Genomic DNA, 20,115 nt, shown 5'->3' with positions numbered 1-20,115 from the left:
CTTCATTCCCTCCCGGTTTCCAGAACAACCTTGCCTATCACACGCCGCTCCATGAGGTCTCGAAGCGCCTGAGGAGCTTCTTCCAGAGAATAGCTCTTACTAACAGTTGGGTTGATTTTGCCTTCCTGGAACCATTTAAACAGCTCTGAGAAGTTATTCAGGTCCTTATCCGGCTCCCTCATGCGGAACGCACCCCAGAACACGCCCATAACGGCACAGCCCTTCAGCAGAGGCAGGTTGGTGGGGATTGATGGGATATCGCCAGCAGCAAAGCCTACAACCAATGCGCGACCATTCCAGGCTGTTGAGCGGAGTGCCTGTTCGAAAAGCTCTCCGCCAACCGGATCATACACAACATCAACGCCAGCCTTGCCCGTGATCTCCTTAAGACGCTCTCTCAGATCCTGCGTGGAATAGTTGATCAACTCATCTGCACCCGCTTTCCGCGCAGCTTCCAGCTTTTCAGCGGAACTGGCAGCGGCGATCACCTTGGCGCCCATGACCTTGCCCAGTTCAACAGCCGTGAGCCCGACACCACCGCCAGCGCCCAGCACCAGCAGTGTTTCGCCCGGTTGCAACTGCGCACGTTGCTTTAAGGCATGCATGGACGTGCCGTAAGTCATCGTAAAGCCGGCGGCAACATGAGCAGCCATCGCTTCTGGCCGCTTCATCACAGCTGAAGCCTCAACCACAACCTCCTCCGCGTATCCGCCTTGTTGCAGCAGAAGGGCCATCACGGGATCACCCGGTGCAAACTGAGTGACGCCCTCCCCTACAGCCTCAATTCTACCCGCAACTTCACCGCCTGGAACAAACGGCATTGGCGGCTTGATCTGATACTTACCCGCAATCACCAGCGTATCTGGAAAGTTGACGCCAGCAGCTTCCACCGCAATCCGCACTTGTCCTTTCCTCGGTTCCTTGCGTTCAACATCTTCCACACGCAGAGCTTCTGGTGGTCCGTATTCTGAGCAGACAACAGCACGCATGATTTCCCTCCCAAATCAAAACATACCCGTGAGTATGTTACGGAAACACAGTGAGCGCAACCACAACGCTAGGCGCAAGCCCCCTCCCCTCTCAGCAAACCTGAATAATTTGAGCAAGCCGCTTCGCAATCAGGAAACCACGGTTCATGGAACCTCTCCTTGTTCTCACCATCCGTTTACATGCAACAGCGAAGATATTCCCATGATGAGTGCTCAATCCATGGAAAGACCGGATGGCTGAACAGGATAAGCCCAGCTTAGCTGATGAATTCAAACGCCTGGAAAGCTCACCGGAAGGACTGACGGGATCAACCGCATCCAACCGGCTGAAGCAATATGGCCCCAACGCGCTGGAAGAAAAGAAGACCAGCAAACTGGCTCAGCTGCTTTTGACTTTCTGGGGGCCTATCCCGTGGCTCATCGAAATTGCGGCGATCCTGTCAGCCATCATCCAGCACTGGGCTGACTTCACGATCATCCTGTTTATGCTGATCCTCAACTCAGGCATTGAGTTTGTTCAAAGCAGCAAAGCAGCTGATGCGCTGGCGGCGCTGAAATCATCCATGGCGCTCAAAGCCCGTGTGAAACGAGACGGGAAGTGGGCTGACATTCCTGCTGAGGAAATCGTTCCCGGTGACATCATCAATCTGGAAAACGGAGACATCATCCCGGCAGACTGTATTTTGGAACGCGGACCATACCTTGCCGTCGACCAGGCAGCCCTGACGGGCGAGTCTCTCCCGGTCGATAAGCAGATCGGTGATGTCGCGTATTCCGGTTCAATCATTAAACAGGGCACCATGCAGGCACTTGTGGCTGCGACGGGTGGCAACACATTCTTTGGTAACACGGCAAAGCTGGTTCAGTCCGCGGGCAACATTTCTCATTTCCAGAAAAGCGTTCTGGGCATTGGCAAATTTCTCATTCTCGGCACGGCCTTGCTTGCTGCGCTCATCATCGTCAAACAGCTTTATCTGCAGCAGAGCATTCTGGGCATCATTGAACTGGTGCTTGTGCTGGTGATCGCCTCAATCCCGGTTGCGATGCCCGCAGTTCTATCTGTCACCATGGCTCTGGGTGCACTCACACTTTCCAGAAAGAAAGCCATCGTTTCGCACCTTCAGGCGATTGAAGAGCTGGCGGGGGTGAATGTGTTGTGCTCCGACAAGACCGGAACGCTCACCAAAAACGAACTCACGCTTGGCGAACCAATTCTGTTTGACGCGAAGAGTGAAAAAGAGCTCGTCGTCATGGCGGCCCTCGCATCCAGTACAATAGAAAAAGACGTCATTGATCACCTGATTGTCAGCAAGGCTGAACGAGGCGTTTTGGAGCTCTACAAGCAAAACACATTCACGCCGTTTGATCCCGTGAGCAAACGAACAGAAGCGGGCGTCTCTGGTCCAAGCGGAGCGTTCAAGGTCATCAAGGGTGCACCGCAAGTGGTCATTGATCTTTGCGCAAATGCACCGGAGGAGAAGGCCGCTGCCAGCAGTGCCGTGCACGAGTTTGCCGTCAAAGGCTTGCGCGCACTCGGCATTGCCAAGACCAACGAGAACCATGAGTTACGCCTGCTTGGGATCCTCTCTCTTTTTGATCCGCCCCGCGACGATTCCAAAGCTGTGATTGAAGAAACCCAGAATGCCGGAATCACCGTGAAGATGGTGACAGGTGATGATATTGCCATCGGCAGAGAGATTGCCGGACAACTGGGGCTGGGCACCTCGCTTGAAAGCGCCAGTCAGGTGTTCTCTGAGACAAAGGACATGGACAACCTACCAGCCAACATCCGCGAAGAGATCGTCAACGCAGATGGCTTCGCCCGTGTCTTTCCCGAGCACAAATACGGCATCGTCAAAGCGCTTCAACAGTCCGGAGACTACGTCGCCATGACAGGTGACGGCGTGAATGATGCCCCGGCATTGAAGCAGGCAGATGTGGGTATTGCCGTTTCAGGTGCAACAGACGCCGCCCGATCTGCCGCTGATCTGATCCTGACGTTGCCCGGTCTGTCCGTCATCACGGATGCAGTGATAGAGGCTCGAAAAATCTTCGCGCGGATGATCAGTTACGTTGACTACCGCGTGGCTATGACAATCAACCTGATGGTGTTCGTCTCAGCCAGTGTGTTGCTGTTGGAAGAGGTGCCCCTGACCGCCATCATGATTGTGATGCTCGCATTGCTGGACGACATCCCAATCATCACCATCGCCTACGACAACACAGAGGCCGCACCAGCCCCAATGGAATGGCAGCTTGGAAACATGCTGCGCACAGCAACGGTGCTTGGGCTCATTTCAGTTGTCGAGAACTTCGCCCTGATGATGGCCGCCCGGCATTGGCTGGAAGTACCTGCTGCGGAGTTGCAGAGCGTCATGTTCCTGCAGCTGGTTGTCGCCGGGCATTTGCTCTTGTTTGTCTGCCGGCATGATCACTGGTTCTGGCAGGCGCCACGCCCTTCGGCTAAATTGCTGATGGCAATTATCACCACGCAGTTACTCGCAGTTGTCATCTGTCGATCCGGTTTCCTTGTTCCCGCTATCAGCTGGGACTTGATCGGCATCGTCTGGGCTCAAGCTATCCTCTGGATGTTCGTGCTGAATGTTGCCAGAAAGCTCTGCCGCTAAAAGAAGTGCAACACGCTCTTTTACTCGCCACGCAGACAGACTAGATATAGAGCATTGTCCGCAATTGGAGTTGGCGCGTTGCCGAGCTTACCCCTTCCCTTTTTTACTGCCCTGTTTTTGTGTTTCATCCTGTTACGCCTCATGGTCGGGTATGGACGAAAGATACCGTCGCTGCTCGTGGCGACTATCAGCCTTTATGCAATTCAATCTGTCCTACTCGGTATCAAATGGGGGATGGGTGGGCTCCCCCTCTGGTCGCTCATAGGACTGGCGTTGTTATTGCCGCCCGCGACCTGGCTCTCATTCCTTCAACTCACTGATCGCCTTTCGAAGAAGGCTGTCGGCTGGACGATTGGCGCGACAGCTGCAACTCTTAGCTCTCTCACTCTGGCTCCCGGCTTCAACGCCCCGGTGCTGATTGATCTTACAAGTGTCGTTGTCTATCTCGGTTACGGACTGTTGTTCTTCCGGTCTGCAACGACCAGGCAGTGGGAATGGGCCAGTCATCTGCCCATCGATCAAATGCTCCCGGCACGCCAGACACAGCTGATCGCAGGCGCTATTTTCTCAACCTCCGCACTTGTTGATCTCGTCGTAGCGGCGGACTTTGCCGTGAACAAAGGGACCAATGCAGCAACCATCGTTGGCACTGCAAACCTCTTCATGCTGCTTGCACTGGTCACAATCGCTGTTCTGTTTACTCGCAAACCTGCGGCTACACCGCAGTTGCCAGAACCTGAAACAACGACCGCATCAGCCTCTGAAGAACAGATTGTGCTGGTCGAAGCTCTCGATCAACTCATGCAGAACGAGCATCTGTACCGGGATGAAAACCTCTCCCTCGATAGGTTGGCTCGCAAACTCCGTGTCCCGGCTCGCCAGATTTCGACAGCTGTCAACACAGTGCGTGAGATCAACCTGCCGCAATACACCAATGGGTTCCGAGTGGCTGAAGCCTGTCTGCTGTTAGAGACAACAGACAAGCCCATAACCACGATCATTTACGATGTTGGCTTTACAACGAAGTCCAACTTCAATCGCGAGTTCCAACGTGTCACAGGCAAGAGCCCGAGTGTATGGCGGAAGGAGAGCCGTATCGCGCAGAGTGTGGAGACGGCCTAAAAGATCTCTAGCAGAATGCTCGTGGCGTGCTTCCACCCCTTCGCCAAATTGATGCTGGACACGAGCTTCTCAACATTGATGCGGATGTTTTCCTTTGGAACATCTGCATCAAATTTCAGATAGACCGCAGCCATCTCTCCAACCAAATCGAAGCGCGAAACACTCCCGTCGAAATAGATGACAGACTTCTCTGAGGTGATAGCGAAGTCCTTAAACTGCCCCACAAAGTCGCCCGCTAATCTGTCCATATGTACGCTGATGTTCATCGAATTCGGCAGCCTGAGCGTCGCTGCGGGGTCGCACCACCCAAGCCTCCAGGACCCACGTCTTTCAAACTTAATGGTCATAAGACCATCTTCATTTTTGGATGTTGTAGCGGTTAGAGAGCAGCCTCTTGCATCGCTTGTATCAAGCTTGATGTCGCTTGAACTGCTATTACCTCCGACGATGCGCAGACCCAGATTGCTTCCTGAGATCTCGATTGAATGCACCCCTTCAGGGCTGAGAGTCTCAGAGGTTTCCATGCCTGATGAGAATGTCGCGTAAGCCGCAATCGCTATTACGCCAATCGCGATGAGGGCTTTGATGCCGTGCTTTGTTGCCATTTGATAACTCCATGGTTTGTCTGTTGGACCATGGGAGTTTGGCGGATTGCCTGCGACCTAGAACGCGATTTAGGACCAGAATAGCCTTCCTGAAACACGATGGAGGACTTAGTTACCCTCTATGAGCAGCGCCTTTACCGCCGCCCGCACGTCTGGCGGAAACGGGCACGCATGGCGAGCTTCCCTATCCAGATGCGCGCATACCAGTTCAGTGGTCGCAATCAATTTTTGCGTTTCAGCATTATGCATTTCATGGAGGATATAGAGCGTCTTTTCATGAATGTCCGTCACCCCTGATCGACACACAAGCAGGTCTCCCGCCAGCGCTTCGGCATGGTATTTCGTGGCTTGCTGAACTGCAGCCATACCCCTGTTGTACTCTCGAAAATAGGTCGCGCTTAGCCCGGCTTGTGAGAACAGATGCCAGTTGGCCTCATCGAACTTCTCGGTGTACCACTGAACATTCATGTGTCCCATATGGTCCAACTGATAGGGGTAAACTACACCGCGATAGGTCTCTATCAACGCTCTATCCTCACCTCCCGAAGGGCTCTAATTATTCTCTGACCCATTCCCAGGCCTTGTCGAGATTTGCCATATCGAAGTGCTTTTCACCTATGCCAAGCATGGCCGCAAACGGACTATCAATCGCGACGAGCCACTCCCAAATCTTCCGATCAGAGACGATTGCGATGCGATGAAAACTCTTGATGTGGGTCATCGCCCACTTCAAATCTTCGTAGCCAGCCTCGATGCCCCACTTCGCTCGGTCATTCAAAATCACCAGCACCCTGACATTCGCATGTTTGTCGAGGACGTTCTCAACCTGCGAAATCAGCTCCATTTCTTCGTTAAGATCGACCTTTCCATCCACCTCAAAACCGAGGATGTTCTCCGAACTTTCTGGGAGTTTTTTGATCATTCTGGCACCTCTTTTCCTGTCTGCATGCTACCTGAGCCACGCCTTCCATCCTATTTCATTCGGTGGATAGTTTCGACGTAAATTGGAAAACTCTCACCAATTCGAAAAGTTGACAGCTGTCCACTTTTATAAAAGTGTAACCGTTATCCGCAGGTGAAGCGATTAAGACAGTTGATTACAAATGTAATTTGAAAGCCGTGCCGGTACTCTCCATTCTAGAGATATCTAATAAATATCCCAAGGAGATCACTATGTTTCATCAAGCAGGAATGCACGGATTTCACTTTTTCCCATTCCCAATCACTCTTATTCTCTTGCTCGTAATCGGCTTTTTAATCGCCCGGTCCTACGGTTATTTCGGAGGTATAAACAGCGCCCGCAAGGCTGAACCTGAAGAGCCAAAGTCCCAAACTTCCGAAGCGCTAGACATACTCAGCAGACGTTTTGCGACTGGTGAAATAGATGAGGAAGAGTTCCAGAAGCGATCTCAGGTCTTGCGTTTAAACCTGTAACATCCCGCTAAACATCGGCACTCCTTTCATGCAACCTGAGTGCCGATATCCCTTCCAGACAAATGTTGTCAGTTGGCAACTCACGCGTATTCATCTCTGAAGAACCATCCGTTTGGTAGATCTAAAACCTGCACATCTCGCTCAAAGCCGATAAAACCGAGTATCAATCAGATGCTTTAGGCCCCAGCTTTCCCTTCATTCAGTCCCAGCCAACATACACAGCACACAACTCACTCAACAATCTGTCACAGGTTTCCGGCAGAGCTTTTTTCAGAGCACAGTCAGCTACTGTTGCTGTTTGCAACCACGTTTGCATCAAAAACAACGCAACTCTTGTTAAAGTGTAATAGAGGAAGCCTTTCAATAAACATATGCAGAAAGGACAATTTGAGAGTCATTGCCGGGGCTTCATAAATTATCTAATGCCTCCAATAGGTTGGGCCATAACTTAACCGACACCACGAAGCAGCTAGATCTCTAACTCAACCAAGTCCCAAGACATTTTGTTACATCTGATTTCTTGCGGAAAAGTCAGAGCTGATCCAGTGTTTGGACAAGGTTGAACGCGAACACCGCAGTCGCAATCGGCCGCACACTGCTGACTTCCCACGTACCCCAACACTGAGAAATCAGCAGTGTGCACCTTACAACTCAGTGCAAACTCATCCGGGCGACCATGTCTTACCTTCGAGCATTTTGGAACTCACCATTTACCTTCTGGTTTATCCTTGCGCTCCCGGGGTTAGCTATCATCGGAGAGCTTCTCCGTGAAAGCGACAAGTTGGAGCACCTTCTCCATCCAACTGGAGAGTTTGCCGCTCGTTTTCTGATCATAAGCCTCATGATCACACCACTGATGTTCCTGACAAACGGTCGACGCTGGGTGCGTTGGTTGATGGAACGGCGGCGCTATATCGGCGTAGCTGCGGCCTGCTATTCAGCGCTGCACGTTGCTATCTACTTGCTGGATAAGGGATCCCTTGGCCCTATCTTGCAAGACCTCGTCAAAATCGGAATCTGGACTGGATGGCTGGCTTCTCTCATTTTCATACCGCTCACAGTTACCAGCAACGATTGGTTCATCGCCCAGCTCGGGTCTAGATGGAAGAATCTGCAAAAACTTGTCTACGCAGCAGCAGTCCTCGTGTTCGCCCATTGGGTCCTGGTAGACTATAAAGTTGGACCAGCACTGGTGCATTTCACACCGCTTCTACTCCTAGAGCTCTACAGATATGTGCACGTCACCAATAAACGAAAAGAGCTTAAGCTCTCCGCCCACGCTTAAATCCCAAGCAAGCCTCCAACTAAGTCCGCTTCTTCCCAAAGGCGGGCTTTTCTTTGCTCTCCTTATGTAGTGAGGACAGTCCCTTCAATCGCGGGTAAGCTGCTGAAATGGAGGAGGGTCCATATATGACTACAACCGATTTTCAGAAAATAGAGAGCACAAGCCTTACACATCCAACGGCCTTGAATCTCAGCCTGCCAGATCCATTACCTGATGATATTCAGGAGCTTTTTGGGAAATGTCAGAGCAAACTCGGATTGATCCCGAACGTACTGATTGCCTTTGCACATCGACCAGAGAAGCTCAGGGCGTTTTCTCAGATGTACAACGAGCTCATGCTTGGGGATTCTGGCATTTCCAAACTGGAACGAGAGATGATCGCCGTCACCGTTTCGTCGATCAATTCCTGCTGGTATTGTCAGGTTGCCCATGGCGCTGCTGTTCGGGAGTATTCCAACAAGCCGGAACTGGGTGAAGCTATGGTGATGAACTATCGCTATGCCGATTTGACTGACAAGCAGCGCGTGATGCTCGACTTTTCTACAAAGATTGCGAAGACGTCCTCTGAGATTGTTGAGGGTGACCGGCAAGGCCTTCGGGATGTTGGGTTCTCGGAAGAAGATATCTGGGACATTTGCGAAGTCGCGGCCTTTTTCTCCATGTCCAACCGCATGGCCTCTGCAACAGGCATGCAGCCCAACCCAGAGTATCACTCCGCAGCACGATAGTCTGAGCAGGGGAGGGGAGTTTCAGCTGTCAACTCAGCTTCAAAAAAGTTGACAGCTGTCAACACAGAAAGGCCTTGCCAGTGAATGAGGAGAGGAGTATATCGTGTATCGACGATATACGGAATCAACGATGACAGAAAACACCTGCGTTACGGAATTTGCACCTGCCTCTTTAAATGAAGCAGAAGAAGAAAAGCTCGCCGTCCAGGCCAAAGCCCTGGCACATCCAGCGCGTGTCCGCTTACTGAAGATTATGGCGGCTCAACCCGGCTGCGTCGGTGGTGATCTCGTGAACTCTATCGGTCTGGCGCAATCCACTGTATCCGAGCATCTTCGGATCTTAAAGGATGCAGGCTTCATACTGGCGGAAGTACAGCGCCCGCGCATTTGTTATTCAGTCAATCGGTCTGAGTTGAAGAACTTCAACTTCCTCTTTGAGAGCAGCTTCAAGCTCTAAAATTTGTCGAAATTCATCGTCTATCGACGATAGGCAGGAGAAATCATGGGAAATTTTGAACGCTACCTCTCAGTCTGGGTAGGTCTTGCAATGGCACTGGGGGTAGGGGCCGGCCTCCTTCAACCTGGCCTTTTTCAGATCATCGGTGACTTGCAGGTCGGCGGGATCAATCTGGTCATCGCGGTTCTGATCTGGCTTATGATCTATCCAATGATGGTGCAGGTCGAGTTCACCGAGGTTCGCAATTGCTTTGTGAAACCTAAGGGACTCATCGTAACACTAGCTATGAACTGGCTGGTGAAACCCTTCACCATGGCAGCTCTGGCCGTGCTGTTCATGCGCCATATCTTTGCGCCGTTCATTCCAGCAGATCTGGCGGATCAATACATCGCAGGCATGATCTTGCTTGGCGTTGCTCCATGTACTGCAATGGTGTTTGTCTGGTCTTATCTAACAAAGGGCAATGCAAGTTATACGGTGGCACAGGTTGCAACCAATGACTTGATTATGATCTTCGCTTTCGCGCCAATCGCGGCGTTTTTGCTGGATGTCTCAAACATCATTGTCCCATGGGATGTACTGCTGGTTTCAACCGCACTATTTGTTGCGTTGCCATTGGGGGCAGGGTGGTTGACCCGGCTCGGTCTCAAAGACAAAGAGCACCTTTCTTCATTCAGTGCAGGGATGAAACCATTCTCGATTGCAGGTCTGGTGGGCACGGTGTTCTTGCTGTTTGGTCTTCAGGCGGACAACATCATTTCATCACCAGCAGACATCGTTCTCATCGCGATTCCGCTTCTCATCCAAACTGTCCTGATTTTCTTCGTCACCTACTTCTGGATGCGGAAGTGGCGTCAGCCTCACAATGTTGCAGCACCCGGCGCAATGATTGGTGCGTCCAACTTCTTTGAGCTGGCCGTCGCTGTGGCAATCAGCTTGTTCGGCGTCACCTCCGGAGCTGCCTTGGCAACCATCGTTGGTGTACTGGTTGAGGTGCCGGTGATGTTGGCACTGGTCTCTTATGCCAACCGGACACGCGGTCAGTTCTCTAAAGACGATCAGGTCCCGGCTTCAACAGCCCATTCCAAAACTTAAGCGTGAGGGCAGGGGAGTGATCTCCTGCCGTTCGTCTCTCTTGGTTTTTCGTTCTTCTCTGAGTATGCTCATGGTCTATTGCACCAGTTATTTTATGAGCAACTTATGACCCCCAACAATATTCCCGTTCTCAGCAACGGCGTTTCCGTTTTTCTTTTCGACCTGAATGCAGAGGAGCCGCAAGTCTTGCTTATGCGCCGCGCTGATACTTTGCTCGGCGCCTGGTGTCAGGTCGCAGGCAAGGTTGAACCAAATGAGACCGGCTGGGAAGCAGCATTACGAGAGGTGAAAGAGGAAACTGGTTTGGTCCTCACCGAACTCTGGTCTGCTGATCTGTGTGAAGAATTTTATGTTCCAGAAAAGAACATCATCCAAAAACTGCCAGTGTTCGTGAGCTTTGTTTCCAGCGAAACGCCAATCACCATCAACGAAGAACACGATGCCTATCAATGGTTTTCGTTTGATGATGCCATGGAGCTCTTCAGCTTTCCCGGCCAGCGCCGCGTTCTTGAATATCTCCATGCCGAGTTCGTAACACGCAAAGCAAGCCCACATCTTCGGATCGAGTTACCTGCACTTCAGAATGAAGAGACCAGCGAAGTTTTGAGCTCCTGACACTCCACATTCTCTCTTCATGGAAGTGCCGGAACTCTGGTGGTATTCAATGCTGAACGAACTCATTCTTCTGAGACACGGTGAAAGTGCGCACATGCTGGAAGGTGTTGTGGGCGGTTGGACAAATTCGACACTTACACCTCTCGGCGTCACTCAAGCAAAGCAAACTACGAAATGGATAACTGAGAAAACCGGAAATGAGTTTACTAAAGTCCGGCAATTGCGTGAATTGAACAACGGCGTGGCAAAGGACCTCTCAAAAGCATGGTTGATTACGTAGTTCCCCATGACCCCAAATGGAAAAATGACTTCTGCCATGAGGCTTCTTTGATCAAGGAGGGGCTAGGCAGAATTGATATTGAACTTCATCATATCGGCAGCACCTCAGTGGAGGGTATCCTTGCCAAACCAATCATTGACTTATTAGGTGTTGTATCTGATGTGCATGCGCTCGATACAAAGAGCGACGTATTCGAAGGTCTCGGATATGAGATCATGGGTGCGTATGGTATTGATGGTAGACGGTATTTTCGAAAGATGGATGGGGCGGGGAAACGAACACATCATCTTCATATCTATGAAACAGGATCGCCCCACATTGAGCGGCACCTTGCATTTCGTGACTACCTGATCGCTCATCCAAGCAAGGCGGCTGAATATTCCAATTTAAAGGCGATGCTAACATCAGCGGATACCGTTACATGGGATTCCTATTTGGACGGTAAAGAGCCCTTCATTCTCGCCACCGAGCAAGAAGCACTCGAATGGTTCAGATCGATATGAACTCGCGTTAATCTCCTGTTTCTCGCCCAGTCAGTAAGCGCGCACACCAACACCACACTTGCGGATCCATCTACCCTATCCGCAAGAAACCGGCATTGCAGACCCTTACCCCAGAGCCAGGCCATAAAGCGACTTGTGCAGGGCGAGTTTTCCGTCCTTGGCGCGGTCAACGCAGGCGCGGAAGTAACCCGCCGGCCGCGAAATCCCTTCAGGATCGCGCAGGGTCTTTTCAACCGTCACGACCAGAACCGCCGCCGCCATTTTTTCACCCAGCGTCACAACCGCTTGTTTCCAGCCATCTTCGGACAGGCCAATTGCTAAACGAAGCTGCTCGCCAGACTGCGCAAGTTCAAACCAGCTTGAGAACTGCATGCCCAGCATTTCCTGGGTTTCCGTTGTTGCGCTATCAATCAAACCAATGGAAATAGCAGATAAATGCTCACTTAAACCGTTATCTAACTGACCAGATTGCCGAGATTGCAATTGAGCTGGAGCGTTGGATTTGGCAGAGAATTTGCTTGATTGATCTTTTTCAAGAGCAATCTTCGAAGCTTCGTTAGAAGCGGAGTTGTTATTTAAGGAGCCATCGTTAGATGGCTGCCGTATTTTACTATTTATAGGAGTTTGATGGGTTGTAATATTATAAGGGGTGACATCAATGTCATGGTCGCTTGACATTTGGGCATATTCATTGAAATCAGCGGCTGTTTGCTCATCCCTCGCGTTCTCTTCTGCAAGCTCTTCAACAATCAGTTCATAGAGTTTTGAGATCTTATCTGCGCGCTCCAGAAGCAGCATTGGCGTTTCCATAATGGCAGAGAGTTCTTCCAGGAACACTGTGCAATCCACGCCTTCGCTTTGTCCGGTACGGCAAGCGTCAACGATTGCGCGAGACAACCGATTAACAGTGCGCTTTGCTTCCTGCTCTGCCCGCACACGTGCCTGAAACTCTTCCCCAATCCGTTTGATCTCGTCGATACGCTGACGGGCTGGCGAAAAGTCAAAACCATATCCACGGTCAATCTCACCACTTGCGCCATTGCGGTAGATAAAACGACGACCTGTTGAACTGTCGCGGTATGCCAGTATGCCCACCTCAACCAGTCGCTTAAGTGCACGGATCACGGTGCGCGTGGAGCGGCACACGTATTCAGCCAACTTGTCATTGGAGATCGCGACCAGTGGACGGCGGTCCTGTTTCCAGTCATCTGCCCGTGTCAGGCCGATCAGAATATCGAGAATATGGTAGGCGGTACCATCGATCCCCAGAGCAGGGGCCGCCTTTTTTAAGGTGATCGCCACCTCGGCTTTTGTTGTTTTGACGATGTCATTCGCCATTGCCAGTCGCTGGCTTTCCAACATGCCGGGTGTCATTTTGCGAAAGGACGCAACACCGGTGCTTTGCATAGCTAACCCATTCACCGAGGGAAGACCCAAGGTGTTATCCAAGTAAGATTGGGGATTGAGCGCCCGAAAAAGCAAAAATGCGCCATAAAGGGTTTCAAGAAAGCATTGCTGACTTGATTCGCACCGCGCGTTCGTCGTAGGATGATCGTGCTAAAGATGGTCCTCGACGAGTGCTCTTCACTCTCTTGGGCGACGATTTTGGGGCCTTGCTGATTGCCGTCAGCAGGGCCTTTCGTCATTCAGGGGTTACACCATCAGGCATCCTCCCCCTTCGTGTCTTCAAATTTGGCAATCAAGCCCGGCAGCTCTTTCAGCAAGAAGGAGCCAAAGTCACTCTGCGTTTTGCTATCAACGGAGAAGACGGTTGCTTTGCCAGTGTGCTTGACGAGCACATGCTTGTTTCCAAGCCATTCAGAAGATTTCGCGGCACGGGTATGAGCTGCAACAGCAATCTCACCAGAAGAGGACGCAGAACCTGCCTCCATCTCGCTTGGCGTTTCCTGCAGCAGCTGCAACACTTCGCTAAACCGCTCATCGCTGTGCAGCTCTATGAATGAGTCCAGCGCAAACAGCGAGGCAATCGCTTTTTCGTGGTTTGGCGCCAGCTGGCCCTCGTGGAAGAAACTTGCCATCTCTTCCCAACGTGGCCGCCCGATTTTTGGGGCAGGCCCAATCACACGCAAAAACTCCTCAGGCATGGTTGCCGCCAGCTTGCGGAGTTTGGAAACGAGAGACTTGTCTTTGCCAATGGCTTTGACAATAAGCGTCTGCGGGTAATCTTGCGCAAGGCGGAAAACGAACAGGCAGGTTTCAATGAAACTCAGGTCTTTCCGTTCGTGATTTTCCTGGCCTTGAGCCACCAGCAATTCTTCATCAGAGAGCGGTTTTATGACACCGCGGACGGGCTTGCCCAAAGCGCGGCAGGCTTTCCAACGACGGTGGCCATAAGCAATCTGGTAGATGCCATCTTCATCTGGCGCAGGACGCACCAGAATTGGCACTTGCTGTCCGGTCTCAGCAATAGACTCTTTGAGCGCCTCAAATGCCGGATCAAACGCAACTTCCATACGGTCCGCAACAAAGGAGGGTTGAACCTGTTCCGGGTTCAGTTCCACCACATTGTCAGAGGTCGCCATTTGCGTGTTCAGCGTTTTCAACTCTTCACGCAGTTTGTCGCGTTCGTCCTTGATCAGGTTGATCTCGGCTGCGCCAATAGCACCGGACGACAAACGGGGGCGCGGCGCTGTTGCATCTGCAACCATGCCTGCCATACCGCCGCCTGAAAACAGCGTGTCTAATGCGTTTTTCCGGTCCTTAGCTTTGTTCATAGTGTTCGACCCCAAGAGCTGCGGAGAAGATCTTCAATTTCACGGTTTACCGAATCCATGGATTCAAGCGCACGCTTAAGCGTTTCGCGGCCAATGGCTCCCGGTTCCAGTTCGTAAAGCGATTTCTTTTCAAGGCCCGCATTGGCAACCGCGGTGGATTCCAAAGCTGGCGATGTCAGCACATCCTCACCAAAGAGGGCACGTAACAAGCCAACCACACGGGTTTGCGGGCTGTCATTTGGATTGTGACGGGTCACAAGGAACCGCATCCAATCCAGATTCATTTCGCCGCCATTGTTCTCAATCACAGCCATCAGGTCAGAACTCATGCCGAGGAACTGGTTACAGCTTGCAAGGTCCAGCATCTGCGGGTGCAGCGTGATGAGCAATCCGGTGGATGCAAACAGCGCGCCCAGAGTGAGGAAGCCAAGCTGTGGCGGACAATCGATCACAACAACATCGTAGCGATCATCAACTTCGTTCAGAACGTTGCGGATGCGGCGGAAGAAGATATTTTCGCCGGTAGACGCACCAGAAGCGATCGCGGTTGGAACGATGTGTTCGAACTCAGCCAGCTCAAGGTTGGCCGGAACCAGATCCAGATTGTCAAAATAGGTCGGGCGGATCACGTCACCCAGTGTCCGGCGGCCTTCATCATAACGCAGAGCACCAAACAAGGTGCAGTTTGGCTCAACATCAAACTCAGGCTGCACACCAAACATCGCAGAAAGCGAGGCTTGCGGATCAAGATCAATCGCGAGCACACGGTAGCCGCGCAGAGCCAGATAATGGGCAAGATGCGTGCTGGTGGTGGTTTTTGCGGAGCCGCCTTTAAAGTTAGCGCATGCAATCACCTGCAGTTTTTCACCGTCGCGACGGCGCGGCAGGATATTAACGGCTTCATCGCCCTTTTTACGGGCGGCAAGCACTTCACGGATCGCGTTGATCTGCTGCAACGTGTAACTGCGGCGGCCATTGGCAAGACGGGTTGGCGTCGGGCCTTCTCCGTCCAGATCCAGCTGGCGAATGGTGCTTTCAGAAACACCGATAAGACGGGCAACATCGACAGAAGAGAACGAGCGCAGCAATTTATGCGCTTCAGGCGGATAAAGTTCTTGTCTTAACCGGTGCAGCTGGCCAGAAAGGAGCTGCGAATAACGGGAGATCTTCTCAGACGGAGTTTCCTCACGCAAAAGAGTGTTGTTGCCGTATTCCACTTCGCTTAGCCCTCAAACGGTTCTAGTCATCTACAAACGGAAAGTGCGCCCATATGGCCCGTGTTTGCGTCGAAAGGGTAACCAACCTGTAGTTCAGTTCAATCCCTTTTTGGTTAATCCTCATTAACACTTATGATCATCGCCTCTCCGAGAGACATAATATCTATTATTTTCAATAAGTTATGCTGTTTCAAAAACTCAAAAACGAGGCGTGCATAAAATCGACAAAACAACCGATCCATTTCTCCAGAAACATATTCATGCGTCAGCTCGCTCCGACTCAATCATCCAGCTCCTGATTCTCACGCCTCCTCACTGATCAGTAACACTGCGTGAGGCAGGGGGGATAAGTTTTCTGAAACACCAGAGATAAGCTGAGCAATTCATCGCGTATTGGGGGGAGACATTTTGCGATCTATAAGTGATTTCCACTTAGAGCGTTGCTAATAGTTTCTGCCGTTTATACGCGAGGAAATGAGCCTACAGAGTATAGTTGAGAATATTTTATTAAAATGGCGAATAAACTCCATTTCTGTTCATCAAACTCTAAGTAAGTCTGATTCATATGCTCAGTGAATAAGACCGCACATACACATTTTTGTAAAAATAATCGATAATTCGACATTATTTTCCATAAAATACTCTTGTTTTATTGGAAAGTTATGTCATTCCTACGCAATTTCATTGCTTTTATAGTTCAGATATTGTTTTACAATTGATGTAATAAGAAGGCCAATTCATATTTGCAATTTAACTTGGTCGGACAAGAAAACAAATGACATAGTTTCCATAGCTACGAAAAGAAACGCCGAATTGCATAGATAATAATTGTAAGGCAGATAACTTTGAAAATAGAGGATACCTTAGAAAGAGCCGTAACATCGGTCATTGCACAAAACGTCCCGTCATCCGCCTCTCTCATTGACAGGGCCTACGCGCACCTGCGGGCGGCAATTTTGTCTGGCCAGCTTGAGCCGGGCAGTAAATTGCGCATTCGCGAGATGTGCAGCACATTTGATGTTGGGCCTACACCTGTACGCGAAGCACTTTCCCGTCTGGTGTCTCAAGGACTGGTTGCCACCCAATCTCATAAGGGATTTTATATTCCAGAACTTTCGCAAAAAGAGTTTCAGGATATTATTGATCAGCGCCGCCTTCTTGAAAGCGCAACGGTAAGAACCGCCGTTGAAAAGGGCGACGCTCAGTGGCGCGAAAGCGTGCTGGATGCCTACCATGCACTGCAGGAAATTGAGCGGACATGGCAAGCGTCACGGCGTGATTTCTGGAATGAATGGGAAGAAGCCAACCGCGTATTTCATATGACGTTGGTTGCGGGAGCAGGCTCCAGTTGGGCAAGCCGGTTCCTGCATATGCTTCATGACCAGTGCACCCGCTACCGCGCTGCAATGCGCCGTGCCGGGTTTATTTCAGAAGGCGTTCAGGATGATCACACTCAGCTGATCAATGCTGTGCGCACTGGGGACGGTGAACTGGCCGAGCAAACGATCAAAGCACATGTTGATCGTCTACCCGCTCTTTGCATGCCATCCTAGAGCGCGTTCCGTTTAGTTGGTTTCAATCAAACGACAAGAATTCGCTCCACCAAAGATATTAGAGCGCGATGCGTGAATGTTAATGAACGCAGCGTGCTCTAATGGCTTGATATATTGAAATTATTGTCGGTGAGAGGCTTGGTCTCCCACCGCAATAGCCGGGGAGTGATCCAGAATTGCCTCTGGTGAGCGCAAACGCTGCCAGGTTTGATGAGCATCGGCCTGTGCAGTGATATCCTCATACCCAAGCGCGCTGTAAAACTTCAACGCAGGCTGATTAATGCGGTGCACTTTCAACTCATGCTTGCAGCCATAATTTTCCAGCAAAAACTGAAGTGCCTGTCGCCCGAACCCTCGTTTGTGGTGGGCGTAGTCTATGTACAGCGAATGCAGGAAGTGCTCTGGCGTGAAATACCCAATGAAGCCGATACGCTCTCCTGCATACTTCAAGACCCAGACATCTTCCCCCTCAACAAGGCTTTGAAACTGGCTGGCATCTACGAGGCTGGTGTAATCATAGGCAAACGTCCGGCTCGCCACGCTCTCATAGAGCGCAGCGAGCACGTCGTGGTCGTCAGATGTGTAGGGCAGGATTTGGAGCAAGCCTTGCCTTCCGTGTTCAGGGTCAGGCTTTACTGGCCGTCCAGACATTCTGGTGGCAAAACTTCCGTTTTGTTCTGCGAATCCAGGAAATGATCGAAGCTGTGGTTACTCGCCTGCGTTTCAACCTGCTCATAAGCGGCGCGGGACTGAGAGACCATCGCGTCCTGGAACTTCAGACGCTCACCAGACAGCGGCATCGCTTTCAGGTGATCAGACTGATTCTTGGAAAGATCAGCGATGAAGCCGGTGTAAGAGCCCTTCTGCTTCACGCCTTTCAAAATTTGAGCGGATGGAGTGAGCTCAGGATTGTCCAGCTTGGCCGCTTGTGCGTTCACAGCATCTGTATGGCCTGTACCGCCGTACACTTCATCCATGATTTGAGCTGTCAGACGCATGTCATCAAGAACCTGATGGCCCGCTTCACGCAGTTCCATACCACCATCGCCATAGGCTGGTAGCATCAGGTTTGGCAGACGACCCTGCCAGGCAACCATGCGCTGCTGATCATTGAGCGCCTGCTGCTCTCCAGAGGAGATACATGGAGATGGAGCAAGGGTCATGTGGGTCAGGAAGGCATTGAGGAAATGAGCCTGCTGTTCACAAATCCCAATTGGATTGAGCGGATTGATGTCGAGGGAGCGCAGCTCAATGTATTCGACACCACGGCGACACAGCGCAGCAATCGGGCGCTCGCCTTCCTTGGTGTTTCGCTTAGGCCGCGCAGAGCCGTACAGCTCATTTTCAAGCTGCAGCTGATGCGTGTTGATCTGCTTGTAATCGCCTTCTTCCGCCACACCGATTTGCTCGTATTGGCGCACAGACGTTGCAAGAGCACCGCGCAGGCCCTCAATGTAGTCGCAAAGAGAGTTGTAATGAATGTCCAGCTCGCTCTGCACGACGCTGGTGTAACCCAGATCGCTCATGCGCAGAGACGTTGCATATTCGCCGAAGTAAGTGTCATCACCCAGCATGGAGAGCGTTGGGTGCGGAGATGCCAGATAGCTTTTGTCAACGGCAGGAGAAGCACCAAACAGGTACAGCACCAGCCAGCCATGACGCTGCAGGTTACGGATCAGGCCGAGATACCCTGCACTGCGGAAGTCCTGAAGGCTTCCGCCGGAGGTACACTGCTCATGAAACTCCTGCCAGAGACCATCGGAGATTGAGAAGTTGTAGTGAATCCCGGAGATCGTCTGCATACGCTTGCCATAGCGATGCGCCAATCCCTTGCGGTAGAGCGTTTTGATCTGCGCCGCATTCGAGTTTCCATACTCCGCAATGCGGATCGTCTCATCACCGGCGATTTCCGGCGGCATGGACGCATTCCACAAATACTCACCAGCATCCGTTTTACGCGCCGCAAAAGCTTGTAGTTCTTTCAGAAAATCAAGGCTTTCTGCAACAGAGTGCACAGCAGGTGTGATGAACTCCACCTGAGCCTCAGAAAAATCTGTCGTGATAAATTTGTGCGTTAGCGTTTTACCCAGAGATTCCGGGTGATCACGCAATGACATAAAGCCATCTCTGCCAACACGCAGAGCTTCTTTTTCGATCCCCACGCGGAGTTCAGCAAGACCTTTTCGTACTGCGCTATTTTCCAACAGCTTCAGCGTGGCTTCACCTAATTTTGTCATTCTCGTTCCGTTAATCTGCGCAAAACGGCTATATGGGCTCAAAGTATCCTTGTGCACCTTTCGGTTCACTCTCTCATAGATACTTCCTAATTTCGTGGATGCAAGAGTACAAAACCTGTCGAATTTTCCTTAGTGTTTTATGCGCAACTTCCATCATTAATGCGTGAACCAAGTTCAATTCGAGAATAAAATTAAACTGAGAAAATGAAGAAATTACCTGTCTGACTATCAACATACCAACAAGATGTATTCCTTAACCCACTTCAATAATCAAAAAAAATATACTTTCGTAAAGCACCACCTATCCACGGCCTAAACTGCTGATTTCCCACAAAAGCGTTGGATTATCTTCACCCGCAAAGACATAGGACAGGAAACGGCACACTTGCATGCACCGAAATACAATCCTCTCGTTCATAAATAAACGGAGCATTCCTAAACCGCCTTACAAAGTTCGTGTGCATTTTGAACACTCTATCTGATATTTCGAACGCCGTGCATCACGCTGCAGAGCCAAAAGCTTCCATTAAAACCTTACTCAGCATCTAAACTTTGCTTGCTTTAAGCTGAAGACTTCTAAGTAAAATCACTGTCACTCACCCCACATAAAACAGCGTGTTCCTTGCGAGTATT

At 51.0% G+C, this 20,115-nt stretch carries 20 protein-coding genes; 11 read left to right on the top strand and 9 right to left on the bottom strand.

Features of this window, described 5'->3' with window-relative positions; translation table 11 throughout:
• Nucleotides 1-2: 2 nt before the first annotated feature.
• Nucleotides 3-989: an NADPH:quinone oxidoreductase family protein gene (locus tag PsWM33_RS08585; RefSeq protein ID WP_063299913.1), complete on the bottom strand. Its 987-nt coding sequence runs from the start codon at nucleotides 987-989 to the stop codon at nucleotides 3-5.
• Between the two features lie 233 nt (nucleotides 990-1,222).
• Here PsWM33_RS08585 and PsWM33_RS08580 point away from each other — a divergent pair, with 233 nt between their 5' ends.
• Together PsWM33_RS08580 and PsWM33_RS08575 are read left to right on the top strand one after the other, a co-directional pair.
• A complete protein-coding gene (locus PsWM33_RS08580; RefSeq protein WP_063299912.1) occupies nucleotides 1,223-3,616 on the top strand; it encodes a plasma-membrane proton-efflux P-type ATPase in 2,394 nt (797 codons plus the stop codon).
• Nucleotides 3,617-3,694: 78 nt separating this feature from the next.
• On the top strand, nucleotides 3,695-4,738 hold the full coding sequence (locus tag PsWM33_RS08575) for a helix-turn-helix domain-containing protein (protein ID WP_063287981.1): 1,044 nt from the start codon (nucleotides 3,695-3,697) through the stop codon (nucleotides 4,736-4,738).
• Here the strand turns inward: PsWM33_RS08575 and PsWM33_RS08570 are convergent.
• The 3 genes from PsWM33_RS08570 to PsWM33_RS08560 all read right to left on the bottom strand — a co-directional run bounded on the left by PsWM33_RS08570 (nucleotide 4,735) and on the right by PsWM33_RS08560 (nucleotide 6,265).
• Nucleotides 4,735-5,343, bottom strand: coding sequence for a hypothetical protein (locus tag PsWM33_RS08570; protein WP_063287839.1), 609 nt, complete (start codon nucleotides 5,341-5,343; stop codon nucleotides 4,735-4,737). The two genes, PsWM33_RS08575 and PsWM33_RS08570, sit on opposite strands and share 4 nt — an antisense overlap.
• A gap of 108 nt (nucleotides 5,344-5,451) precedes the next feature.
• The gene (locus tag PsWM33_RS08565) at nucleotides 5,452-5,868 is read right to left on the bottom strand and encodes an acyl-CoA thioesterase (protein WP_063299911.1); all 417 of its coding nucleotides are present in this window, start codon (nucleotides 5,866-5,868) and stop codon (nucleotides 5,452-5,454) included.
• 31 nt (nucleotides 5,869-5,899) lie between these two features.
• Nucleotides 5,900-6,265: an STAS/SEC14 domain-containing protein gene (locus PsWM33_RS08560; RefSeq protein ID WP_063299910.1), complete on the bottom strand. Its 366-nt coding sequence runs from the start codon at nucleotides 6,263-6,265 to the stop codon at nucleotides 5,900-5,902.
• Nucleotides 6,266-6,516: 251 nt separating this feature from the next.
• Between PsWM33_RS08560 and PsWM33_RS08555 the strand changes: the two genes are divergently transcribed.
• The 8 genes from PsWM33_RS08555 to PsWM33_RS08520 all read left to right on the top strand — a co-directional run bounded on the left by PsWM33_RS08555 (nucleotide 6,517) and on the right by PsWM33_RS08520 (nucleotide 11,740).
• Entirely contained in the window at nucleotides 6,517-6,777 is a 261-nt protein-coding gene (locus tag PsWM33_RS08555; RefSeq protein WP_153039703.1) for an SHOCT domain-containing protein, read from the top strand.
• 676 nt (nucleotides 6,778-7,453) lie between these two features.
• Nucleotides 7,454-8,062: a sulfite oxidase heme-binding subunit YedZ gene (locus PsWM33_RS08550; RefSeq protein WP_063299944.1), complete on the top strand. Its 609-nt coding sequence runs from the start codon at nucleotides 7,454-7,456 to the stop codon at nucleotides 8,060-8,062.
• A 125-nt stretch (nucleotides 8,063-8,187) separates the two neighbouring features.
• Nucleotides 8,188-8,790, top strand: a complete 603-nt coding sequence (locus PsWM33_RS08545; RefSeq protein WP_063299943.1) for a peroxidase-related enzyme — start codon at nucleotides 8,188-8,190, stop codon at nucleotides 8,788-8,790.
• 130 nt (nucleotides 8,791-8,920) lie between these two features.
• Nucleotides 8,921-9,247: an ArsR/SmtB family transcription factor gene (locus PsWM33_RS08540; RefSeq protein WP_063293012.1), complete on the top strand. Its 327-nt coding sequence runs from the start codon at nucleotides 8,921-8,923 to the stop codon at nucleotides 9,245-9,247.
• Nucleotides 9,248-9,292: 45 nt separating this feature from the next.
• Nucleotides 9,293-10,342 (top strand): ACR3 family arsenite efflux transporter, encoded by a 1,050-nt coding sequence (gene arsB / locus PsWM33_RS08535; protein WP_063299908.1) that lies wholly within the window; start codon nucleotides 9,293-9,295, stop codon nucleotides 10,340-10,342.
• A gap of 105 nt (nucleotides 10,343-10,447) precedes the next feature.
• Nucleotides 10,448-10,957 carry an NUDIX hydrolase gene (locus PsWM33_RS08530; RefSeq protein ID WP_063299907.1) on the top strand — a complete coding sequence of 170 codons (510 nt, stop codon included), beginning with the start codon at nucleotides 10,448-10,450 and terminating at the stop codon, nucleotides 10,955-10,957.
• A gap of 49 nt (nucleotides 10,958-11,006) precedes the next feature.
• Nucleotides 11,007-11,237 (top strand): phosphoglycerate mutase family protein, encoded by a 231-nt coding sequence (locus PsWM33_RS08525; protein ID WP_193778379.1) that lies wholly within the window; start codon nucleotides 11,007-11,009, stop codon nucleotides 11,235-11,237.
• Nucleotides 11,222-11,740: a GrpB family protein gene (locus PsWM33_RS08520; RefSeq protein ID WP_063299905.1), complete on the top strand. Its 519-nt coding sequence runs from the start codon at nucleotides 11,222-11,224 to the stop codon at nucleotides 11,738-11,740. Before PsWM33_RS08525 ends, PsWM33_RS08520 begins: the two co-directional genes overlap by 16 nt.
• 105 nt (nucleotides 11,741-11,845) lie before the next feature.
• Here PsWM33_RS08520 and repC read toward each other — a convergent pair whose 3' ends face one another.
• The 3 genes from repC to repA all read right to left on the bottom strand — a co-directional run bounded on the left by repC (nucleotide 11,846) and on the right by repA (nucleotide 15,692).
• On the bottom strand, nucleotides 11,846-13,147 hold the full coding sequence (repC, locus tag PsWM33_RS08515; protein WP_063299904.1) for a plasmid replication protein RepC: 1,302 nt from the start codon (nucleotides 13,145-13,147) through the stop codon (nucleotides 11,846-11,848).
• Between the two features lie 254 nt (nucleotides 13,148-13,401).
• Nucleotides 13,402-14,475 (bottom strand): plasmid partitioning protein RepB, encoded by a 1,074-nt coding sequence (repB, locus tag PsWM33_RS08505; protein WP_063299902.1) that lies wholly within the window; start codon nucleotides 14,473-14,475, stop codon nucleotides 13,402-13,404.
• Nucleotides 14,472-15,692, bottom strand: a complete 1,221-nt coding sequence (gene repA / locus PsWM33_RS08500; RefSeq protein ID WP_063287827.1) for a plasmid partitioning protein RepA — start codon at nucleotides 15,690-15,692, stop codon at nucleotides 14,472-14,474. The genes repB and repA overlap by 4 nt, the downstream gene beginning before the upstream one ends.
• Before the next feature lie 845 nt (nucleotides 15,693-16,537).
• Here repA and PsWM33_RS08495 point away from each other — a divergent pair.
• Nucleotides 16,538-17,245, top strand: a complete 708-nt coding sequence (locus tag PsWM33_RS08495) for a GntR family transcriptional regulator (RefSeq protein ID WP_275078552.1) — start codon at nucleotides 16,538-16,540, stop codon at nucleotides 17,243-17,245.
• A gap of 120 nt (nucleotides 17,246-17,365) precedes the next feature.
• Here PsWM33_RS08495 and PsWM33_RS08490 read toward each other — a convergent pair whose 3' ends face one another.
• Both PsWM33_RS08490 and gshA read right to left on the bottom strand, forming a co-directional pair.
• Complete coding sequence (locus PsWM33_RS08490; RefSeq protein WP_082826931.1) at nucleotides 17,366-17,896, bottom strand: GNAT family N-acetyltransferase; 531 nt, start codon at nucleotides 17,894-17,896, stop codon at nucleotides 17,366-17,368.
• Nucleotides 17,878-19,482 (bottom strand): glutamate--cysteine ligase, encoded by a 1,605-nt coding sequence (gshA, locus tag PsWM33_RS08485; protein ID WP_063299901.1) that lies wholly within the window; start codon nucleotides 19,480-19,482, stop codon nucleotides 17,878-17,880. Before gshA ends, PsWM33_RS08490 begins: the two co-directional genes overlap by 19 nt.
• Nucleotides 19,483-20,115 lie beyond the last annotated feature (633 nt).

The organism is Pseudovibrio sp. WM33 (assembly GCF_001623165.1).
Classification (GTDB): domain Bacteria; phylum Pseudomonadota; class Alphaproteobacteria; order Rhizobiales; family Stappiaceae; genus Pseudovibrio.
Note: the sequence above shows the minus strand (reverse complement) of the source record. Positions and strands in the feature narration are given on the sequence as shown.